We start from the raw sequence: 16,615 nt of genomic DNA, 5'->3' as shown, positions 1-16,615 counted from the left end.
CTGCTCTCCCTATCTGGCCACTACTGGCAAAAGTTACTTATGGATATGGAGATACAACCGTGGAAGTCAAAGGCATGCAGCGCGAAGGGAAAGTCATTGGTGTTATCGCACTGGACTTGGGTGGCCTTGCTAAAAGCAGCGAGAAAAAGCTGCGAGGTTTCATCGCTAAACGTGTGTTCAATCAGGCGGATGTCGATGACCTGATGCAGATGACGTATCTGGAAGCCTGGCGCAATCAACACAAGTATCTGGGCACCTCCCGCCCTGAAACCTGGTTGTTCGGGATTGCAGCCAATCTGGTGAGGAACCATTTCAAAACGTTTTACAACCAGCCTCAGTGCATGGAGCTGACCGACTCCGAACTGGAAAATCTGGAACATGGCCATGACCCGAGCCTGGTCAGCGATTTTCAGCGCACCCTGGGCCGGACCCTCGAAGCCATCGAAGAGCTTTCGGTGGACATGCGCACTGTCATTCAACTGGTGGTCGATTCAGACATCAGCTACCAGGATGCTGCGCGCCATCTGGATATCCCGATTGGCACCATCCGCTCACGATTGGCCCGTGCCCGTGGGCAGCTCAAATCCAGCGTTTATTCCAAGGAGATTCACTGATGAACAGTTTTGTCCCTAAACCCGAGCTGCCACGTCTGCCACGCGGTATTCGCGAGTTCACTGAAAACGACCTCGAAGCCATGATGAACATCTTCAATGAAACGGCGGGCAGTGGCGCCAACTCGCCGGTTACCCGGCCGATGACCTACGAAGAAGTGAAGTTCTACGTCAACCTCTACAAGCGCGATGGTTTGCCGGTCTACGTTTACGAGCGTCGCGGCGAAGTTCTGGGTTGGCTGTCGATCAACCGCTTCAGTTGGGGAACCCAGGCCTGCTACAGAACCGGGGAAACGGCTATCTACGTGCGCGGCGACCATTTCGGCAGCGGTATTGGCGTGTTGCTCTGTAAAGCGACGGTGATCCTGGGTAAACAGGCGGGGCTTGAGAATCTGGTGGCCTGGATCATGGCGGCCAACACTCCGAGTCAGAAGATCGTCACGGCGGTGGGTGCGCACCTGTGGGCTCGCTTGCCCAATATCGCCCGCTTCGGTGAGCAACGTTCCGACGTTCTGCTGTTTGGTCTGCCATTAGGGCAGTCGTTGAACGTGCCGGTGCGGATCAATGTTTCGGAGGCTGTCTGATTCGCCAGCGTTGAAAAAAGGGTATGCACTGGCTGAAGGTGCATACCGTGTTATCTACCGCACGACCGGATTGACGGTCGATGCGGTGCTGATTCCGGCCAGGACCGGCACAAGGTCCTGGCAATCCGGCACAAGGTCACAGTTGTGGATGCAAAAAAACGGCGCAGCCTTTTCAGGCCGCGCCGCTGTTTTTTGTGGCTACCGATCAGACGATAGGCTGGTCGCTCCACTCGCCATTGACCAGTCGTTTCAGACCCAGCGGGTTGGCGTTCTGCAGGGCAGGTGGCAACAGGCTGTCAGCCTGGTTCTGATAGCAGATCGGACGCAGGAAACGATCGATGGCCAGGCTGCCTACCGAGGTGCCGCGGGCATCGGAAGTCGCCGGGTAAGGACCGCCATGGACCATGGCATCGCAGACTTCGACGCCAGTCGGGTAGCCATTGATCAGAATGCGACCGACTTTCTCTTCCAGCAGCGGCAGCAGCCAGTTGTATTTGGCCAGGTCTGTCTGCTCGCCGATCAGGGTCGCGGTGAGCTGACCACGCAAGGCCAGCAGCGCTTTCTTCAGTTCGGCATCGTCAGCGACTTCGATCACCAGCGTGGTCGGGCCGAAAACTTCTTCCTGCAACAGTTCGTCACCGTTGAGCAGCAGGCTGACATCAGCCTTGAACAGTTGTGCCTGAGCCTGCTTGCCTTCCTGCGGCTTGCCTGCCAGATGCGTTATGCCCGGATGTGACAGCAAGTGCTCGACACCTTTGCTGTAGCTGCGCAGACCGCCAGCGTTGAGCATGGTTTGCGGGGCCTGACCGCCCATGTGCTCGGTCAGTTGCTCAAGGAAGGCCGAGAAGGTTGCAGAGCGCAGACCGATCACCACGCCAGGGTTGGTGCAGAACTGGCCAGCACCCATGACAACCGAAGCCGCCAGATCCTTGGCCACGGTTTCGCCGCGTGCTGCCAACGCTTCCGGCAGCAGCACCACCGGGTTGATGCTCGACATTTCCGCGAAGACCGGAATCGGTTGCGGACGTTCGGCGGCCATCTTGCTCAGGGCGTTACCGCCGCCCAGAGAACCTGTGAAACCGACAGCCTGAATGGCCGGGTGCTTGACCAGTCCTTCACCGACGCCATTGCCGAAGATCATGTTGAACACACCTTTTGGCATCTGGGTGCGTTCGGCTGCGCGAATAATTGCACTGCCCACCAGATCGGCGGTGGCCATGTGGCCGCTGTGAGCCTTGAAGACCACCGGGCAACCGGCTGCCAGCGCAGCAGCGGTATCACCACCGGCGGTGGAGAAGGCCAGCGGGAAGTTGCTGGCGCCGAACACGGCGACCGGGCCTACACCGATGCGGTATTGGCGCAGGTCCACACGTGGCAGAGGCTTTCGGTCCGGCAGCGGCAGGTCGATGCGGGCACCGAGGTAATCGCCACGGCGCAGAACCTTGGCGAACAGACGCATCTGACCGCTGGTACGACCACGTTCACCCTGGATACGCGCTTGAGGCAGAGCGGTTTCCTGGCAGACGATGGCGACGAAGTCATCGCCCAACTGGTCGATCTCGTCAGCGATGGCTTCAAGGAACTCGGCGCGACGGGCCGGGCTCAGTTGACGGAATTCCGGGAAGGCTTCTTTGGCAGCCAGGGCAGCGGCATCGATTTCGCCATCGGTGGCCTGGGAGAAGCTGTACGGCAGTTCTTCACCGGTCGTGGCGTCGAGGCTTTTCTGCTGGATCTGACCCAGGGCGCTGCGGCCACCAGCGATGAAGTTGTGGCCGAGAATGTTAGGCATCGGTATCTCCTGTTGTTTTGACGTGGGAGACAGGTCCGGATAAAAGCGGGACCTGCGCTCCTTTATGGGTTGCCGAATCTGTGAGGTCAGCAGTCATCGTACAACTTGGTCGACAGCATATGCAACTGCCAAAGCAGGATAGCGGCAGGAACGAATCGCTTACCCGCGAAGCGCATCCAGCACCTTGCGCAATGCCTTGCTCACCGGTTTGTCCTGACGCAACACGATGCCCAGTGTACGGTTCAGTCCCGGTGTCAGCGAGTGGACTTGCAGCCCGCGCCGATGATGGGTCGCGGCTACCGACATACGGGGCACGATGCTGTAACCCAGACCTGCGGCGACCATCTCCTTGATGGCTTCGATGCTGCCCAGTTCCATCACCGGTTTGATGCGGATGCCCGCCTGCAAGTACCACTCGTTGATGAGCAGGCGTGTGCTGCTGCCGGCTTCGAACACCACCAGCGGGTAATCGCTGAGTGTCTTGGGTGTGAAGGCCTCGGGCAGCGGGTCTTGCTGGCTGGCGAAAATCGCCACGAATTCATCTTCCAGCAGCGGTGTGACTTCCAGGCTACGGCCTGAAGCGGGCAGGGTAACCAGAGCCAGGTCCAGACGGTTTTCTTCAACGGCCTTGAGGATACCGTCAGTGTTGCCAGTGCTCACCCGCACGTCCAGATCGGGGAAGCGTCGCCGCAGGTCTTGCAGTATCGGCGGCAGCAGGTGAATGCAGGCGGTGGCTCCGGTGCCGATGGCAATCTGTCCGGCTATGCCATGGGCATGGCTGGCAAGCTCCAGCATGGCGTCTTCAACCACCGCGTCGATTCGCGAGACATGTTCCAGCAAGGTGCTGCCTGCCGAGGTGGGTTTGATGCGCTTGCCCACTCGCTCGATCAATCGCAGGTTCAGGTGCTCTTCCAGTTGCCGCACTTGCAGGCTTACCGCTGGTTGGGTCAGGTTCAGGCGTTCGGCTGCCGCCGAGAAGCTGCCGTGGACGATGACCAGCGAGAAGGTGTGCAGATGGTTGAGGTTCAGTCGGCGCATGGCAAAGTTTTACTTATGCTGAGGATGAATGATCATAGCTTTGTTTATGAATTGCCGCGCTGCATCATTGTTCCCATTCAATAGCACCCGCCAAAGAGTCTTCAAGATGAACGATGTCCTGACCCTGCGTGACGCCCGCGACGATGATATGCCCATGGTCCATGCGATCTATGCCGAACATGTGCTGGAGGGGATTTCCAGCTTTGAGCTGGAGCCGCCGAGTCTGGCGGAAATGCGGCGTCGGCGCGCCGAAGTGCTCGCCAAGGGGTTGCCTTATCGGGTTGCCGAGCGCCTGGGTGAAGTAGTGGGCTATGGCTATGTCACGCCTTATCGGCCGCGTCCGGGCTACCGGTTTACTGTGGAAGACTCGGTTTATGTGCGCAGTGGTATGGGGGGCCTGGGCATCGGCCAGGCGCTGCTCGGAGAACTGGTCGAGCACTGCGTCGAAGGCGGCTGGCGGCAGATGATCGCCATTATCGGTAACAGTGAGAATACCGCGTCGATCCGCCTGCACGAACGCCTGGGTTTTCATCGGGTAGGCGTCTTCGAGTCGGTGGGCTTCAAGCACGGACGCTGGGTCGATACCGTGCTGATGCAGCGTGCCTTGGGCGACGGTTCGCTCAGCCTGCCTGAACCTGTTGTGTGATACCGGGTGAACGGCTCGGGCTTGCCCCGGCATGCAGTGTTGCGACTGGGCGTTGCGCAGTTGATCAATTGGGGCGTGACCTTTTACCTGCCGGGCGCTTTTGGCAACGCCATCGCCGATGACCTGGGCTGGAGCGGGCAACGGGTTTTTGCCGGATTATCGGTGGCGATGCTGGTCATGGGGCTGGTTTCTCCACTGGTTGCCCGTCTGATCCAGCATCTGGGCGCACGGCAGGTGATGCAGACGGGAGCCTTGTTCAATACGGTCGGATGCTGTGCTCTGGCGCTGTGTCATGGCCCGACGCTGTACTTCATGGCGTGGTGCATCCTTGGCGTCGGGATGCGTTTGTCCCTTTACGATGCGCTGTTTGCAGTGCTGGCCGGATTACTGGCTGCCAGAGCCCGTCCTCTGATGATGCAGATCACTTTGCTGGGTGGCCTGGCTTCAGCGGTGTTCTGGCCCTTGGGGCATTACTTGCAGGACGTTTTTGGCTGGCGCAGTGCGCTTGGGGTGTATGCCGCTCTGGCGCTGTTCAGCGGGCTGTTAGCGAGCGGGCTGCCGGACGCCCGTACAGGTTTTGCACAAGAGCGTGTCGAATCCGGCGAGCCGCCCATTGCCACGCCTTATCTGCCGCAGATTGGTTATGCCTTGAGCATGATGTTGATCGGCTTCATGTCTGCCGGTCTGTCGGCGCACTTGCCAGCGATGCTGGCGGGGTTCGGTGTTCCGCTGGGGCTGGTGGCCTTGTGGGGCATCGGGCAGACCAGCGCTCGCCTGTTGCAGGTGTTGCTGGGGCAATCCATGTCGGCGTTGCGCTTGAATGTCTGGGTGGGTGCCGGTCTTGCGCTGTGTTTTGCCATGGCGCTCATGAGCCAGGGACGAGTCTGGCTGGCCTGTCTGTTCATCTTTGGCTATGGGGCCATGAACGGCCTGTGTACCTTGCTGCGTGCCAGCCTGCCGTTCGAGCTTTTTGCCCATGCCCGCTACACCCAGTTGCAGGGCAGGCTGCTGGCGCCGGGTTTTCTGTGTGCGGCGGGCGCACCCTGGTTCTACGCTCTGGTGCGTGAAACGTCGGGGGATCGCGGGCTGGTAGTGCTCTCGTTGGCCATCAGTCTGCTGGTGTGGGGCCTGGCGATGGTTCTGCGGCGCTACGCTCAGGTGTCTGTCGTTTGATAGACTATTTGCATATTTATATAGAAATTAAATGAATTTATAGAATGTTTTGTCCGGTGATATGGTTTTAACCAATTGCCGAAACCTTGAGAAAAGTTATTAAAAATTCTCGGTGAAGGCCTTCACCGTTTTCATTCTCAAGGAACGACTCGCATGGCCGCTTTTGATTCTTTAACCCGTCGTCGCTTGCTGGGATGGGCCAGTGCCGTTCTGGCCAGCCCTTTGCTGCTGTCGTTGCCGCGTTCCGGCTGGGCAGTGGATGAGCATGCCGGGCATCTGAGTCATCCGGATATCGAGCCTGCCGGTACCGGTGATTTCATTCGTCTGGCTGAACCGCGAGCACTCAAGCTGGCGGTCAACCTCAACGCGGTCTGCCTGGCGCCAGTGGTCATCGCCCATGGCCAGGGCTTCTTCAAGAAGCACAACCTGGACGTGGAACTGGTCAACTTCGGCAACTCCACCGAGGTGCTGCTGGAAGCCATTGCCACCGGCAAGGCTGATGCCGGTGTCGGCATGGCGCTACGCTGGCTCAAGGCGCTGGAACAGGGCTTCGACGTCAAGCTGACGGCGGGCACTCATGGCGGCTGCCTGCGCCTGCTCAGTGCCGTCAACAGCCCGGTCAACAAGCTCGAAGACCTTAAGGGCAAGGCCATCGGCGTAACCGACATGGCCAGCCCTGACCGCAATTTTTTCTCGGTACTGCTCAAAAAGCATGGCGTTGACCCGGTGCGGGATGTGGACTGGCGTCTTTACCCCGCAGACTTGCTGGGTACCGCGCTGGAGCGGGGTGAGGTGCAGGCTGTCAGCGGCAGCGACCCGTTCATGTATCGCCTGATCAACGCCGGCAAGGCGCGTGAGCTGTCCACCAATCTGGTGGAGGAGTACGCCAACCTGAGCTGCTGTGTGGTGGGTGTAACCGGCAAGCTGGTGCGCGAAGAAAAGCGTGTGGCGGCGGCCCTGACTCAGGCGATTCTGGAGGCGCATGATTACGCCGTGAAAAATCCCGAAGTGGTCGCCAAGGGCTTCCAGGCCCATGCCTTGAACACCTCGGTGGAAGAGGTTCAGGCGATCCTTCACGACCATACACACGGCCATCATGCCGTCGGCGCGGCATTGACCCAGGAAATCCAGACCTACGTCACGGACCTGAAAACCGTCGAAGTCATTCGTCAGAGCACCGATGCCGTTGAATTCTCCAGGGAGATTACCGCCGATGTCTTCAGTTGAGGCCTCCACCCTGGCGACTGACGAATCCCGCCAGGCTTTCGGGTTCTGGAAGCTGGGCGCGGTGGCGGTTTTTGCCTGGATCGTTGTCGCCGCATTGACCCTGTACCTGCCCAACGCCACCCGCAAATGGCCGATGACCGAAGGTCTGGCGAATCTGTGTCTGGTGATTGCACTGTTGATCCTGCTGGTCGGTATTGCCGGGCGCTGGTCTGACGGATTGGCTCGCCGGGCTCAGACGGCCGGACCATGGCTGATTGCATTGCCGATCCTGCTGGGTATCTGGGAAGTGCTCACGGCCAAGCTGGGTCTGCTGCCTGTGCCATTTTTTGCACCACCACAGGCCTTGCTGGATGTGTACGTCGAAGACTGGCCGCGTTTGCTGGAAAGTCTGCTGCATTCGGCTCTGTTGCTGGGCACCGGTGTGGCGCTGGGAGCCGTGACCGGTTTTATCGCCGGGGTCGCCATCGGCTGGTCGAGCAGCATTGGCTACTGGTTGCATCCGGTCCTGCGAATTCTGGGTCCGGTGCCTTCCACAGCCCTGTTGCCGTTGTGCTTCTTTCTATTCCCCACGAGCTGGAGCGCCAGCGTGTTCCTGATTGCGCTGGCCACCTGGTTTCCGGTGACGGTGCTGACCTGGTCGGGGGTTGCCAGTGTCGACAAGGCTTATTACGACGTGGCGCGTACGCTGGGTGCCAAGCCCGGCTTCCTGATTTTCAACGTGGCGATTCCTGCTGCCTTGCCCCATGTGTTCGTCGGGCTGTTCATGGGCCTGGGCGCATCTTTTTCGACGCTGGTGGTGGCCGAGATGATGGGCGTCAAATCCGGGATCGGCTGGTACCTGCAATGGGCGCAAGGCTGGGCGGCTTACGCGAATATGTATGCTGCGCTGCTGATCATGGCGCTGGCGTGTTCCGGTCTGATCACGGCGCTGTTTCTGGTTCGTGATCGCCTGCTGGATTGGCAACAAGGAACCATGAAATGGTAGCGGCAACTCAGGCTTCAAATCCTTCACCGCAAGCCGGGCTTGCATTGCGTATCGATAACCTCAGCCATGGTTTTGCCCTGGATGGCCAGCGTTTGCCGGTGCTGGACAAGGTTTCGCTGGATGTCGCCCCTGGCGAATTCGTTGCACTGCTCGGGCCTTCCGGGTGCGGCAAGTCCACCTTGCTGCGATTGGTGGCCGGGCTTGAACCTGCCGATTCCGGTGCCTTGCTGGCCGATGGCGTCCCCATCGGCGGCCCGGATCCTTCCCGGGTCGTGGTCTTTCAGGACCCGACCCTTTATCCCTGGCGTCGGGTGTGGGACAACGTGGCGCTGGGTCTGCAAGCCCAGGGTTTGCTGAAAACCCATTCGGCCAAGGTCGATGCCGCGCTGGCCAAGGTCGGGCTCAGTCAGTTCGATCGTGCTTATCCACGGCAATTGTCTGGCGGCATGGCGCAGCGGGTGGCGCTGGCACGTGCCTTGGTCAACGAGCCGCGCTTGCTGATTCTCGACGAGCCGCTGGGCAAGCTTGATTCCCTGACCCGGATTGCCATGCAGCAGGAGCTGATCGACCTGTGGCAGCGCCAGGGCTACACCGCGCTGCTGGTGACCCACGATGTCGAAGAGGCGTTGCTGCTGGCCAATCGGGTGATCGTTTTCAGTGACCGGCCTGCCAGTATCAAGGCGCAACTGACCATCGAGCGTCCTTATCCACGTCATCGTGACGATCCTTATCTTGTGGACCTGCGCCGCCAGATCCTTGGTCTGCTTGGGCTGGGTGAGCGGTGGTAGACGATAGTCGGTCGCGCCACGGGATTGCGACCTGCGGCCTGAGTGAGTAGGGTACGCGCCTGAACAAGAAGGAGCCTGCCATGACCCGGCACAACCCACAGGACACGGGGTCGCCAGCCATCCGGCAACGACGTGCGCCCAAAGGCGAAAAGCGCCGCGAAGAACTGCTCGATGCGGCCTTGCAGGTATTCTCCCTGGAAGGCTATACCGGCGCGTCCATGGCCCAGGTGGCGGGGATTGTCGGCATATCCGTTGCAGGCCTGCTGCATCACTTTCCCAACAAGGTTTCCCTGTTGATGGGCGTGCTGGACCGGCGCGATGAAGTCAGCCGCAAGATCGCCGATGAAGTCCGCGCAGAAAATAACCTCACCGGCCTGCTGGGCAGCCTGCGGGCGATCAACCGCTCCAATGCCACGGCGCCGGGCGTGATTCGTGCGTTCTCGATTCTCAATGCAGAAAGCCTGCTGGAAAACCATCCCGCCTGGGACTGGTTCCAGACACGTTACCAACGGATCTACCAGCGCTTGCTGGCCCAGTTCACGGCGTTGGTGGACAGCGGGGAAGTGCGCGGAGATGTGGATTTGCCAGCGCTGATCCAGCAGATTCTGGCGATGATGGACGGGCTGCAGATCCAGTGGCTGCGCTTCCCGGAGCAGGTTGATCTGGTGAACAGTTTCGATGCCTACATTGCGCAGGTCGATCAGGCGATAAGGGCGCGTCCCTGAGCCACTATCGAGGTAGCGAATTTATCGTTTGGAAATACTATTGCGGGCAAGGCCCCTCCCACACAGTCCATGTGGTAGGGGCCTTGCCCGCGACGGTTACCTGCCGATGTGAACCCTGACGGTTATTCGGTTTCCTGATCAAACACCCCACCGGTCTTCACCGCTGGCTTGCTGACATTCACCGAGTTCAGTGCCGAACGTGGCAGCGGGTTGCTGGTGGTGGTCGAGAGTTCCTGGCGGAACGGGTTGACCAGCTTGGCGTTCAGGCGGATGTCCTGAGACGAACTGCCCAGCGACAGGTTGAAGGTGTCGGCATCTACCACCCACTTCTTGGCGTTGACGTCGTAGTAAGCCAGCGAGCGATCGTTGAGCTCGATGGTCACGCGCTTGCTTTCACCCGGCTTGAGGAACACCTTCTTGTAGCCCTTGAGCTCCTTGAGGGCGCGCTCGACTTTCGGGTTCTGCTGGCCAACATACAACTGCGCGACTTCCGAACCACCGACCTTGCCGGTGTTGGTCAGGTCGAACGAGACCTTGATCGGCGTATTGCCCACCGCTACGCCCGGCGTAACGCTGATATTGCTGTAGCCGAAGGTGGTGTAGGACAGGCCATAGCCGAACGGGTAGAGCGGCTTGATGCCTTTCTTCTCGTAACCGCGATAACCCAGCAGCAGGTCATCCTTGTAGTCCATTTCCTTGAGCGTATTCTCGTTGTCGAATTTCGGGAAAGACGCGTAGGCCGGGTTGTCTTCGATATTGCGTTCGATACTGATCGGCAGCTTGCCCGACGGGTTGACCTTGCCGAACAGGATTTCGGCCAGCGCCTGACCACCGTTCTGGCCCGGGTAGAACGCATGCAGTGCCACCGGAACCTGATCGATCCAGTCGCTCATTTTCAGGGCAGTCCCGCCGTACATGGTCACCACGGTATTGGGATTGACCTTGGCGATGCTCTGGATCAGTTCGTTCTGATACTCAGGCAGATCGAAGCTGTGGTCGAAACCTTCACCTTCGTATTCGGCGCTATTACCGACAGCAACCACTACCGCATCGTAACCGGACAGATCCTGAGGTGCGTTCAATGCCGCCCAGCTCATCTGTACGCCTACCAGGCCGCCCATGGTCGACAGGTAACCGGCACGACGCGAGTATTCGAGCTTCACGTCGTAGCTCTTGCCAGCTTCCAGGTTGATCTTGGCGTATTCAGGAATGGTTGGCGGAATGCTGTTGCCCGGCAGTGGCTTGCCGTCGCCGTTGTCGATGATCTTCTTGCCGTTGACATACAGGCGCACGGCACCGTCGGCGCGAAGCTTGAACACCTGCTCGCCGCTCTGGGTCGGGGTGATCTTGCCGGTGTAGCGAATCGACGTGGAAGAGGTATCGCCATTGAGCGAGCCGGAAGTAGAGCCTTTGCTGGTGTAAGGGTCGGAAGTCGAGGTGTTGCTGTCGAACGGCAGGTCGGTGTCGTTGGCCCAGTCCAGATCGACATGGTTTTCAGTGCGGGTTACCGCAGCATCGCCAGACCAGTTGGCGTTGCTGAAGTACTCGACCTTCATGCCTTTCACGTCGTCGCCAGCGATGTTGGTGCTGGTCCATTGTGCGGCTTTCGGGTCCAGTGACAGGCCGTCGATGAACTCGACCTTGGCGTTCGGTGCGATCTGCTGCAGGCCGCTCAACTCGCTGACGTAACGGGTTGCCTGCACGTTGGCGCTGCCGAAACCGGTAGGCGGTGCATATTTGGCCAGATTGCCGACCACGGCGATTTTCTTGACCTTCTGCTTGTCCAGCGGCAGCAGATCGTTCTGGTTCTTGAGCAGCACGATGCCTTCACGGGCGGCGTTCAGGGCGACCTTGTTGCTGGTAGCGCTGTTCATGTTGTGGGTGGTCAGAGGCGTCTTGGTATCGAACTTGTACAGGTAGATCTGCTTCAGGATGCGGCGGACCTTGTCGTCGATGGTCGCAGCGCTCAGCTCACCACTGTCCAGATAAGGCTTGAGGTTGGTGCTGTTCATCTGGAAGCCCATCATGTCCAGATCGGTGCCTGCCTGGGCAGCGTTCAGGCCATGGACGACAGCGTTGTAGTCGCTCTGTACGAAGCCCTTGAAGCCCCATTCCTTCTTGAGAATCTGCTTGATCAGGAGATCGTTTTCACAGGCGAACTCGCCGTTCACTTTCTGGAAGGCGCACATCATCATGGCGACGTTGCCGTTCTTGGCCGCCGATTCGAACGCAGGCAGCGACATCTCGCGCAGTACGCGCTCATCCATGAGCTGGTTCAGGTTGAAACGGTTGCTTTCCTGGTCGTTGGCCGCGTAGTGCTTGGCGTTGGCCCACACACCACGTGCCTGGATGCCGTTGATGACGCCGGGTGCCAGGCTGGCGCCCAGGAACGGATCTTCACCGGAGAGGTATTCAAACGCACGGCCGCCATAGGGCATGCGATACAGGTTCATGCCCGGGCCGGTGATGAACTGATAGCCGCCAGTGGCGGTGTCATAACCCAGGGCACGGCCCAGGTCGATGGCGCGGCGCGGGTTCCAGGTAGCGGCCAGGTTCGGACCGGACGGATAGACCACGCCCTGATCGTTGCCTTCGCTGGTGTAGCGCACACCGACGCCGCCATCGGCACCGTGAATCTGCGGGATACCGTAGCGGGACAGTGGCTTCACGTCCCAGCCGCCGGTACCACCGATGTAGGCCAGTTTTTCTTCCTGGGTCATCTTGTCCAGGGTCTTTTGCGCGGCCTTTTCGGCACGTGCCTCACGAGCTTCCTGCTGAGCGGCGTCGGTAGCGTGCACCTGAGATACAGCCAATGCCAGCAGGGCCAGGGCCGACTGGGCGCCGATCATTTTCCGTTTGTTCATGCGTCTCTCCAACAACTTGTTCAATAAGGGGTCATGCAGTGAGAAGGGCGACGGGGGTCGCTGACTTCATGACCTTTCGTTGGGCAACAGTTTCCCGTCACCGCGATTCAAAGTGTTTTAACTTCAAGCGGGTGTTGCAGTTTTATGATGTTTTTACCATGTAACTATTGTTTGATTTTTTTTGCTTGATTGATTTCAGAGTGCCACTAGTTGATGGCGCTTTGAAATAACAAAACGAAACAATTAAGACGAAAAGTCCAATTAAAAGTCAAATAAAAGTGTGTTTTTGTTGTTTTTTGTTCGTTTTTGACTTTTTTCTTTACAATTTTTGAACTCTTGTTAAACCTACTGGTCGATTGGTTTAAGAATTTTCGAGCCCTGTCTCTGGGGTCGAAAGCTGCTTGATGGCCAGAGGCTTAGTTGTCAGGCCTGATTCGGTTTCTTGGCCTTGCTTGATGTAACCCTTGAATTTAGTTGGTTGGAGTATTTGCTATGAAGTTCTCGATTTTTGGTGCGGGTGTTGTTCTGGGTGTGGCGCTTAGTGGCGCGGTAGTTGCGGCTGAAGCAACGGATGCAGATGCGACTTCCGGTGCAAGCGACTCCACGGTGATGACCCAGACCCAGGACACCAAGGCTACTCGCAAGCAGAACACCGAAACGACCAAAGGCGGTCGTCCTCAGAGTTCGACTACTCAGAAACAGTCCGATTGATGTAAGACGTTTCTGAGCATGGCCTCCCTCGCTATGGGGGAGTGCTGTAGTCTATGCCCCTCCGATGTGTACAGATTTCCTCCAAAATGCAGTCAGAACCCGTCGATGCTACTCAGCTCCTGATTCCCGATGCCACTCAGGTATGTGCCTGGCTGATGGGCAATGCCGGTCTGAAAACCCAGGATCTTGAGCGAGCACAGCGTTTGCAGCAGGAGTCCGAAGGCACAGACCTGCTGGCTCTGTTGACCCGGTTGGGTCTGGTTTCCGAATTCGAGCTGGCCCGTGCCTGGGCCGCTTTATTGAATGCCCCGCTATTAATAGCCGAAGCTGCGCCGCCCTTGCTTGACCCTTTGCCAGCGTTGACCGAGCGCTTCATGCGCCATTATCAAGTGGTGCCGGTGGGGTGGAGTGACAACGGTTTGCAGGTGCTGGCCGCGAACCCCGCCGTGTTGTATCCGTTCCAGGCCATTGCCTATGCCTGCGAAGTGCCGGTCAGTCTGTCTGTGGGGCCGCGCAATGAAGTCGAAACCCTGATCGAGCGCTATTACGGCCAGGGACGTTCGGCCATGGGCACACTGATTGAAAACCTCGATGAAGACGGCGGTTCGCTGGAAGACATCGAGCATCTCAAGGATCTGGCTTCCGAAGCGCCGGTGATTCGTCTGGTCAACCTGATCCTGCAGCGTGCAGTCGAACAGCGTGCCTCTGACATTCATATCGAACCCTTCGAGAGCCAGCTCAAGGTGCGTTATCGCATCGACGGCGTATTGCATGAAGCCGAAGCGCCGCCTTCCAGTTCATCGGCAGCCGTGATTTCCCGGGTCAAGATCATGGCCCGCCTGGACATCGCTGAACGCCGTTTGCCCCAGGACGGACGCATCATGTTGCGCATCCAGGGCAAGGAACTGGATTTGCGGGTTTCTACCGTGCCCACCAGTTTTGGCGAGTCGGTGGTCATGCGTCTGCTGGATCGCCAGACCATCGATTTCGATTTCCCGAGCCTGGGTTTCGATGGCGAGCGTCTGCAGCATTTCCTTGACGTGCTGGAGCGTCCCCACGGAATTCTGCTGGTGACCGGCCCGACCGGCTCCGGCAAGACCACCACGCTTTATACCGCCTTGTCGCGGCTCAACACTGCCGAGCGCAAGATCATCACCGTTGAAGACCCGGTGGAGTATCAGCTCGAAGGCATCAACCAGATTCAGGTCAAGCCCGCCATCGGCCTGGATTTTGCCGGAGCGCTGCGCTCGATTGTGCGTCAGGACCCGGACGTCATCATGATTGGTGAGATGCGCGACCTGGAAACCTGCCGTATCGCCATCCAGTCCTCGCTGACCGGTCACCTGGTGCTTTCGACCCTGCACACCAACAGCGCGGCAGCGAGTATCACCCGCTTGCTGGACATGGGTGTGGAAAGCTACCTGATCGCTTCCACGGTCAACGGTATTCTGGCCCAGCGACTTGTGCGTCGTCTGGACCCTGCTACCCGTGAAGCCTTCGATGCGCCGCCTGAGCTGATCGCCGAGCACGGGCTTGAGCGCTTCACCGACGAGCGTCCGATTCGCCTTTATCGACCCCGTGCCGACGCGCCGGGCGGCGGTTATCGCGGGCGCAGTGCAATTACCGAATTGCTGGTCATGAATGAAGAGTTGCGAAGCCTGCTGATGCGTCATGCCGATGCCGCGACCCTGGAGGAAGCTGCCAGACGGGGTGGTTTGCGTACCCTCCATGAAGAAGGTCTGCGTCAGGCCGTTGCGGGTGTGACCTCGCTGGAGGAGGTACTGCGTGTCACCCGTGGTGACGGCTCATGAGCCTGTTCAAGTTTCGTGCTCTGGATGCTTCGGGTGCCGTGCAGAACGGTGCACTGGAAGCCAGGGATCAGGAAGCAGCCGTGGCAGCCCTGCAAAAGCGTGGCCTGATGGTGTTGCATATAGAAAGCGCCGGCCTGGGCGGTTTGAGCCGCGCCTTTGGGCGTGGGCTGTTGAGTGGCGCGGCCCTGGTGAGTTTTACCCAGCAACTGGCGACGCTACTGGGTGCTGGCCAGCCTCTGGAACGATCTCTGGGAATTCTGCTCAAACAGCCCGGCCAGCCGCAGACCCGAGCCTTGATCGAGCGGATTCGCGAACAGGTCAAGGCCGGTAAACCGCTGTCTGTTGCTCTGGAAGAAGAGGGCAGCCAGTTCTCGCCGCTGTACATCAGCATGGTGCGCGCCGGTGAGGCTGGCGGTGCGCTGGAAAGCACCCTGCGTCAGTTGAGCGATTATCTGGAACGCAGCCAGTTGCTGCGCGGCGAAGTCATCAATGCGCTGATCTATCCGGCGTTTCTGGTGGTCGGCGTGCTGGGCTCCCTGGCTTTGCTGCTGGCTTATGTGGTGCCGCAATTCGTGCCTATCTTCAAGGACCTGGGCGTGCCGATCCCGCTGATTACCGAGGTCATTCTCGGTCTTGGCCAGTTTCTGGGGGATTACGGTCTGGCGCTGTTTGCCGGGCTGATTGTGTTGGCCTGGACCATGGCCGTGCGCCTGCGCGACCCCCAGCGCCGCGAACGCCGTGACCGTCGCTTGCTGGGTATCCGGGTTATCGGCCCGCTGTTGCAGCGAGTCGAAGCTGCACGCCTGACTCGCACCTTGGGTACCTTGCTCAGTAATGGCGTGGCGTTATTGCAGGCGCTGGTCATCGCCCGACAGGTCTGCACCAACCGGGCCTTGCAGGTGCAGGTGGAACAGGCTGCAGAGTCGGTCAAGGGCGGCGGCACACTGGCCAGTGCCTTTGGTGCCCAACCGCTATTGCCCGATCTGGCATTGCAGATGATCGAGGTCGGCGAACAGGCTGGCGAACTGGACAGCATGTTGCTCAAGGTCGCCGATGTCTTCGACGTGGAAGCCAAGCGCGGTATCGACCGCATGCTCGCGGCGCTGGTGCCTGCGCTGACGGTAGTCATGGCAGGCATGGTCGCGGTGATCATGCTGGCAATCATGCTGCCGCTGATGAGCCTGACCAGCAATATCTGAATTCATGAATGAGGAATGACCCCGATGAATCTTAATCGTACGCGCTTCAAACCCGGACGCCGACAGGGCGGTTTTACCCTGCTGGAAATGCTTGCCGTGATTGTTCTGCTGGGTATCGTGGCGACCATTGTCGTGCGTCAGGTGGGCGGTAACGTCGACAAGGGCAAATACGGTGCAGGCAAGGCGCAACTGGCCAGCCTGGGCATGAAGATTGAAAGCTATGCACTGGATGTCGGCTCGCCGCCCAAGACCTTGCAGCAACTGGTGGAAAAGCCAGGCAACTCTTCGGGCTGGAACGGTCCTTACGCCAAGCCTTCGGATCTCAAGGATCCGTTCGGCCATGCGTTCGGCTACCGCTTTCCGGGTCAGCATGGCAGCTTCGATCTGATTTTCTATGGTCAGGACGGTCAGCCGGGTGGTGAAGGCTACAGCGCCGATCTGGGCAACTGGGAGTAAGGAGGCGT

General features: G+C 59.2%; 15 protein-coding genes. 12 read left to right on the top strand and 3 right to left on the bottom strand.

Annotated elements, in window-relative coordinates; genetic code table 11:
* Positions 1-59: 59 nt before the first annotated feature.
* Together CKW23_RS13000 and CKW23_RS12995 are read left to right on the top strand one after the other, a co-directional pair.
* On the top strand, positions 60-614 hold the full coding sequence (locus CKW23_RS13000) for an RNA polymerase sigma factor (RefSeq protein WP_025259572.1): 555 nt from the start codon (positions 60-62) through the stop codon (positions 612-614).
* Entirely contained in the window at positions 614-1,195 is a 582-nt protein-coding gene (locus CKW23_RS12995) for a GNAT family N-acetyltransferase (protein WP_025259573.1), read from the top strand. Before CKW23_RS13000 ends, CKW23_RS12995 begins: the two co-directional genes overlap by 1 nt.
* A 205-nt stretch (positions 1,196-1,400) precedes the next feature.
* On the opposite strand, the gene CKW23_RS12990 is transcribed toward CKW23_RS12995, so the two are convergent.
* Entirely contained in the window at positions 1,401-2,984 is a 1,584-nt protein-coding gene (locus CKW23_RS12990; protein ID WP_025259574.1) for an aldehyde dehydrogenase (NADP(+)), read from the bottom strand.
* A 159-nt stretch (positions 2,985-3,143) separates the two neighbouring features.
* Positions 3,144-4,022, bottom strand: coding sequence for a LysR family transcriptional regulator (locus CKW23_RS12985; RefSeq protein WP_095067689.1), 879 nt, complete (start codon positions 4,020-4,022; stop codon positions 3,144-3,146).
* A gap of 106 nt (positions 4,023-4,128) precedes the next feature.
* Between CKW23_RS12985 and CKW23_RS12980 the strand changes: the two genes are divergently transcribed.
* From CKW23_RS12980 to CKW23_RS12955, 6 genes are all read left to right on the top strand, one after another.
* The gene (locus tag CKW23_RS12980; RefSeq protein ID WP_095067688.1) at positions 4,129-4,668 is read left to right on the top strand and encodes a GNAT family N-acetyltransferase; all 540 of its coding nucleotides are present in this window, start codon (positions 4,129-4,131) and stop codon (positions 4,666-4,668) included.
* A gap of 6 nt (positions 4,669-4,674) precedes the next feature.
* The gene (locus tag CKW23_RS12975; protein WP_095067687.1) at positions 4,675-5,841 is read left to right on the top strand and encodes an MFS transporter; all 1,167 of its coding nucleotides are present in this window, start codon (positions 4,675-4,677) and stop codon (positions 5,839-5,841) included.
* 153 nt (positions 5,842-5,994) lie between these two features.
* Entirely contained in the window at positions 5,995-7,068 is a 1,074-nt protein-coding gene (locus CKW23_RS12970; protein WP_095067686.1) for an ABC transporter substrate-binding protein, read from the top strand.
* On the top strand, positions 7,055-8,053 hold the full coding sequence (locus CKW23_RS12965; RefSeq protein ID WP_095067685.1) for an ABC transporter permease: 999 nt from the start codon (positions 7,055-7,057) through the stop codon (positions 8,051-8,053). Before CKW23_RS12970 ends, CKW23_RS12965 begins: the two co-directional genes overlap by 14 nt.
* On the top strand, positions 8,047-8,841 hold the full coding sequence (locus CKW23_RS12960; RefSeq protein WP_095067684.1) for an ABC transporter ATP-binding protein: 795 nt from the start codon (positions 8,047-8,049) through the stop codon (positions 8,839-8,841). Before CKW23_RS12965 ends, CKW23_RS12960 begins: the two co-directional genes overlap by 7 nt.
* Before the next feature lie 80 nt (positions 8,842-8,921).
* Complete coding sequence (locus CKW23_RS12955) at positions 8,922-9,566, top strand: TetR/AcrR family transcriptional regulator (protein WP_025259581.1); 645 nt, start codon at positions 8,922-8,924, stop codon at positions 9,564-9,566.
* Between the two features lie 122 nt (positions 9,567-9,688).
* Here CKW23_RS12955 and CKW23_RS12950 read toward each other — a convergent pair whose 3' ends face one another.
* The gene (locus tag CKW23_RS12950; protein WP_025259582.1) at positions 9,689-12,430 is read right to left on the bottom strand and encodes a glycoside hydrolase family 3 protein; all 2,742 of its coding nucleotides are present in this window, start codon (positions 12,428-12,430) and stop codon (positions 9,689-9,691) included.
* Positions 12,431-12,922: 492 nt separating this feature from the next.
* On the opposite strand from CKW23_RS12950, the gene CKW23_RS12945 reads away from it, so the two are divergent.
* The 4 genes from CKW23_RS12945 to gspG all read left to right on the top strand — a co-directional run bounded on the left by CKW23_RS12945 (position 12,923) and on the right by gspG (position 16,607).
* Positions 12,923-13,141, top strand: coding sequence for a hypothetical protein (locus tag CKW23_RS12945; protein WP_025259583.1), 219 nt, complete (start codon positions 12,923-12,925; stop codon positions 13,139-13,141).
* Positions 13,142-13,227: 86 nt separating this feature from the next.
* Positions 13,228-14,952 (top strand): type II secretion system ATPase GspE, encoded by a 1,725-nt coding sequence (gspE, locus tag CKW23_RS12940; RefSeq protein ID WP_177434639.1) that lies wholly within the window; start codon positions 13,228-13,230, stop codon positions 14,950-14,952.
* Entirely contained in the window at positions 14,949-16,151 is a 1,203-nt protein-coding gene (gene gspF / locus CKW23_RS12935; protein ID WP_025259585.1) for a type II secretion system inner membrane protein GspF, read from the top strand. Before gspE ends, gspF begins: the two co-directional genes overlap by 4 nt.
* Positions 16,152-16,175: 24 nt before the next feature.
* On the top strand, positions 16,176-16,607 hold the full coding sequence (gene gspG / locus CKW23_RS12930) for a type II secretion system major pseudopilin GspG (protein ID WP_025259586.1): 432 nt from the start codon (positions 16,176-16,178) through the stop codon (positions 16,605-16,607).
* Positions 16,608-16,615: the final 8 nt, after the last annotated feature.

This window comes from Pseudomonas sp. Irchel 3A18 (genome assembly GCF_900187465.1).
Taxonomy (GTDB): Bacteria; Pseudomonadota; Gammaproteobacteria; order Pseudomonadales; family Pseudomonadaceae; genus Aquipseudomonas; species Aquipseudomonas cichorii.
Note: the sequence above shows the minus strand (reverse complement) of the source record. Positions and strands in the feature narration are given on the sequence as shown.

Coding starts and splice junctions, on each gene's coding strand:
- CKW23_RS12995 (WP_025259573.1), top strand. CDS start 614: ATGAACAGTTTTGTCCCTAAACCCGAGCTGCCACGTCTGCCACGCGGT.
- CKW23_RS12990 (WP_025259574.1), bottom strand. CDS start 2,984: ATGCCTAACATTCTCGGCCACAACTTCATCGCTGGTGGCCGCAGCGCC.
- CKW23_RS12985 (WP_095067689.1), bottom strand. CDS start 4,022: ATGCGCCGACTGAACCTCAACCATCTGCACACCTTCTCGCTGGTCATC.
- CKW23_RS12980 (WP_095067688.1), top strand. CDS start 4,129: ATGAACGATGTCCTGACCCTGCGTGACGCCCGCGACGATGATATGCCC.
- CKW23_RS12970 (WP_095067686.1), top strand. CDS start 5,995: ATGGCCGCTTTTGATTCTTTAACCCGTCGTCGCTTGCTGGGATGGGCC.
- CKW23_RS12965 (WP_095067685.1), top strand. CDS start 7,055: ATGTCTTCAGTTGAGGCCTCCACCCTGGCGACTGACGAATCCCGCCAG.
- CKW23_RS12960 (WP_095067684.1), top strand. CDS start 8,047: ATGGTAGCGGCAACTCAGGCTTCAAATCCTTCACCGCAAGCCGGGCTT.
- CKW23_RS12955 (WP_025259581.1), top strand. CDS start 8,922: ATGACCCGGCACAACCCACAGGACACGGGGTCGCCAGCCATCCGGCAA.
- CKW23_RS12950 (WP_025259582.1), bottom strand. CDS start 12,430: ATGAACAAACGGAAAATGATCGGCGCCCAGTCGGCCCTGGCCCTGCTG.
- CKW23_RS12945 (WP_025259583.1), top strand. CDS start 12,923: ATGAAGTTCTCGATTTTTGGTGCGGGTGTTGTTCTGGGTGTGGCGCTT.
- gspE (WP_177434639.1), top strand. CDS start 13,228: ATGCAGTCAGAACCCGTCGATGCTACTCAGCTCCTGATTCCCGATGCC.
- gspF (WP_025259585.1), top strand. CDS start 14,949: ATGAGCCTGTTCAAGTTTCGTGCTCTGGATGCTTCGGGTGCCGTGCAG.
- gspG (WP_025259586.1), top strand. CDS start 16,176: ATGAATCTTAATCGTACGCGCTTCAAACCCGGACGCCGACAGGGCGGT.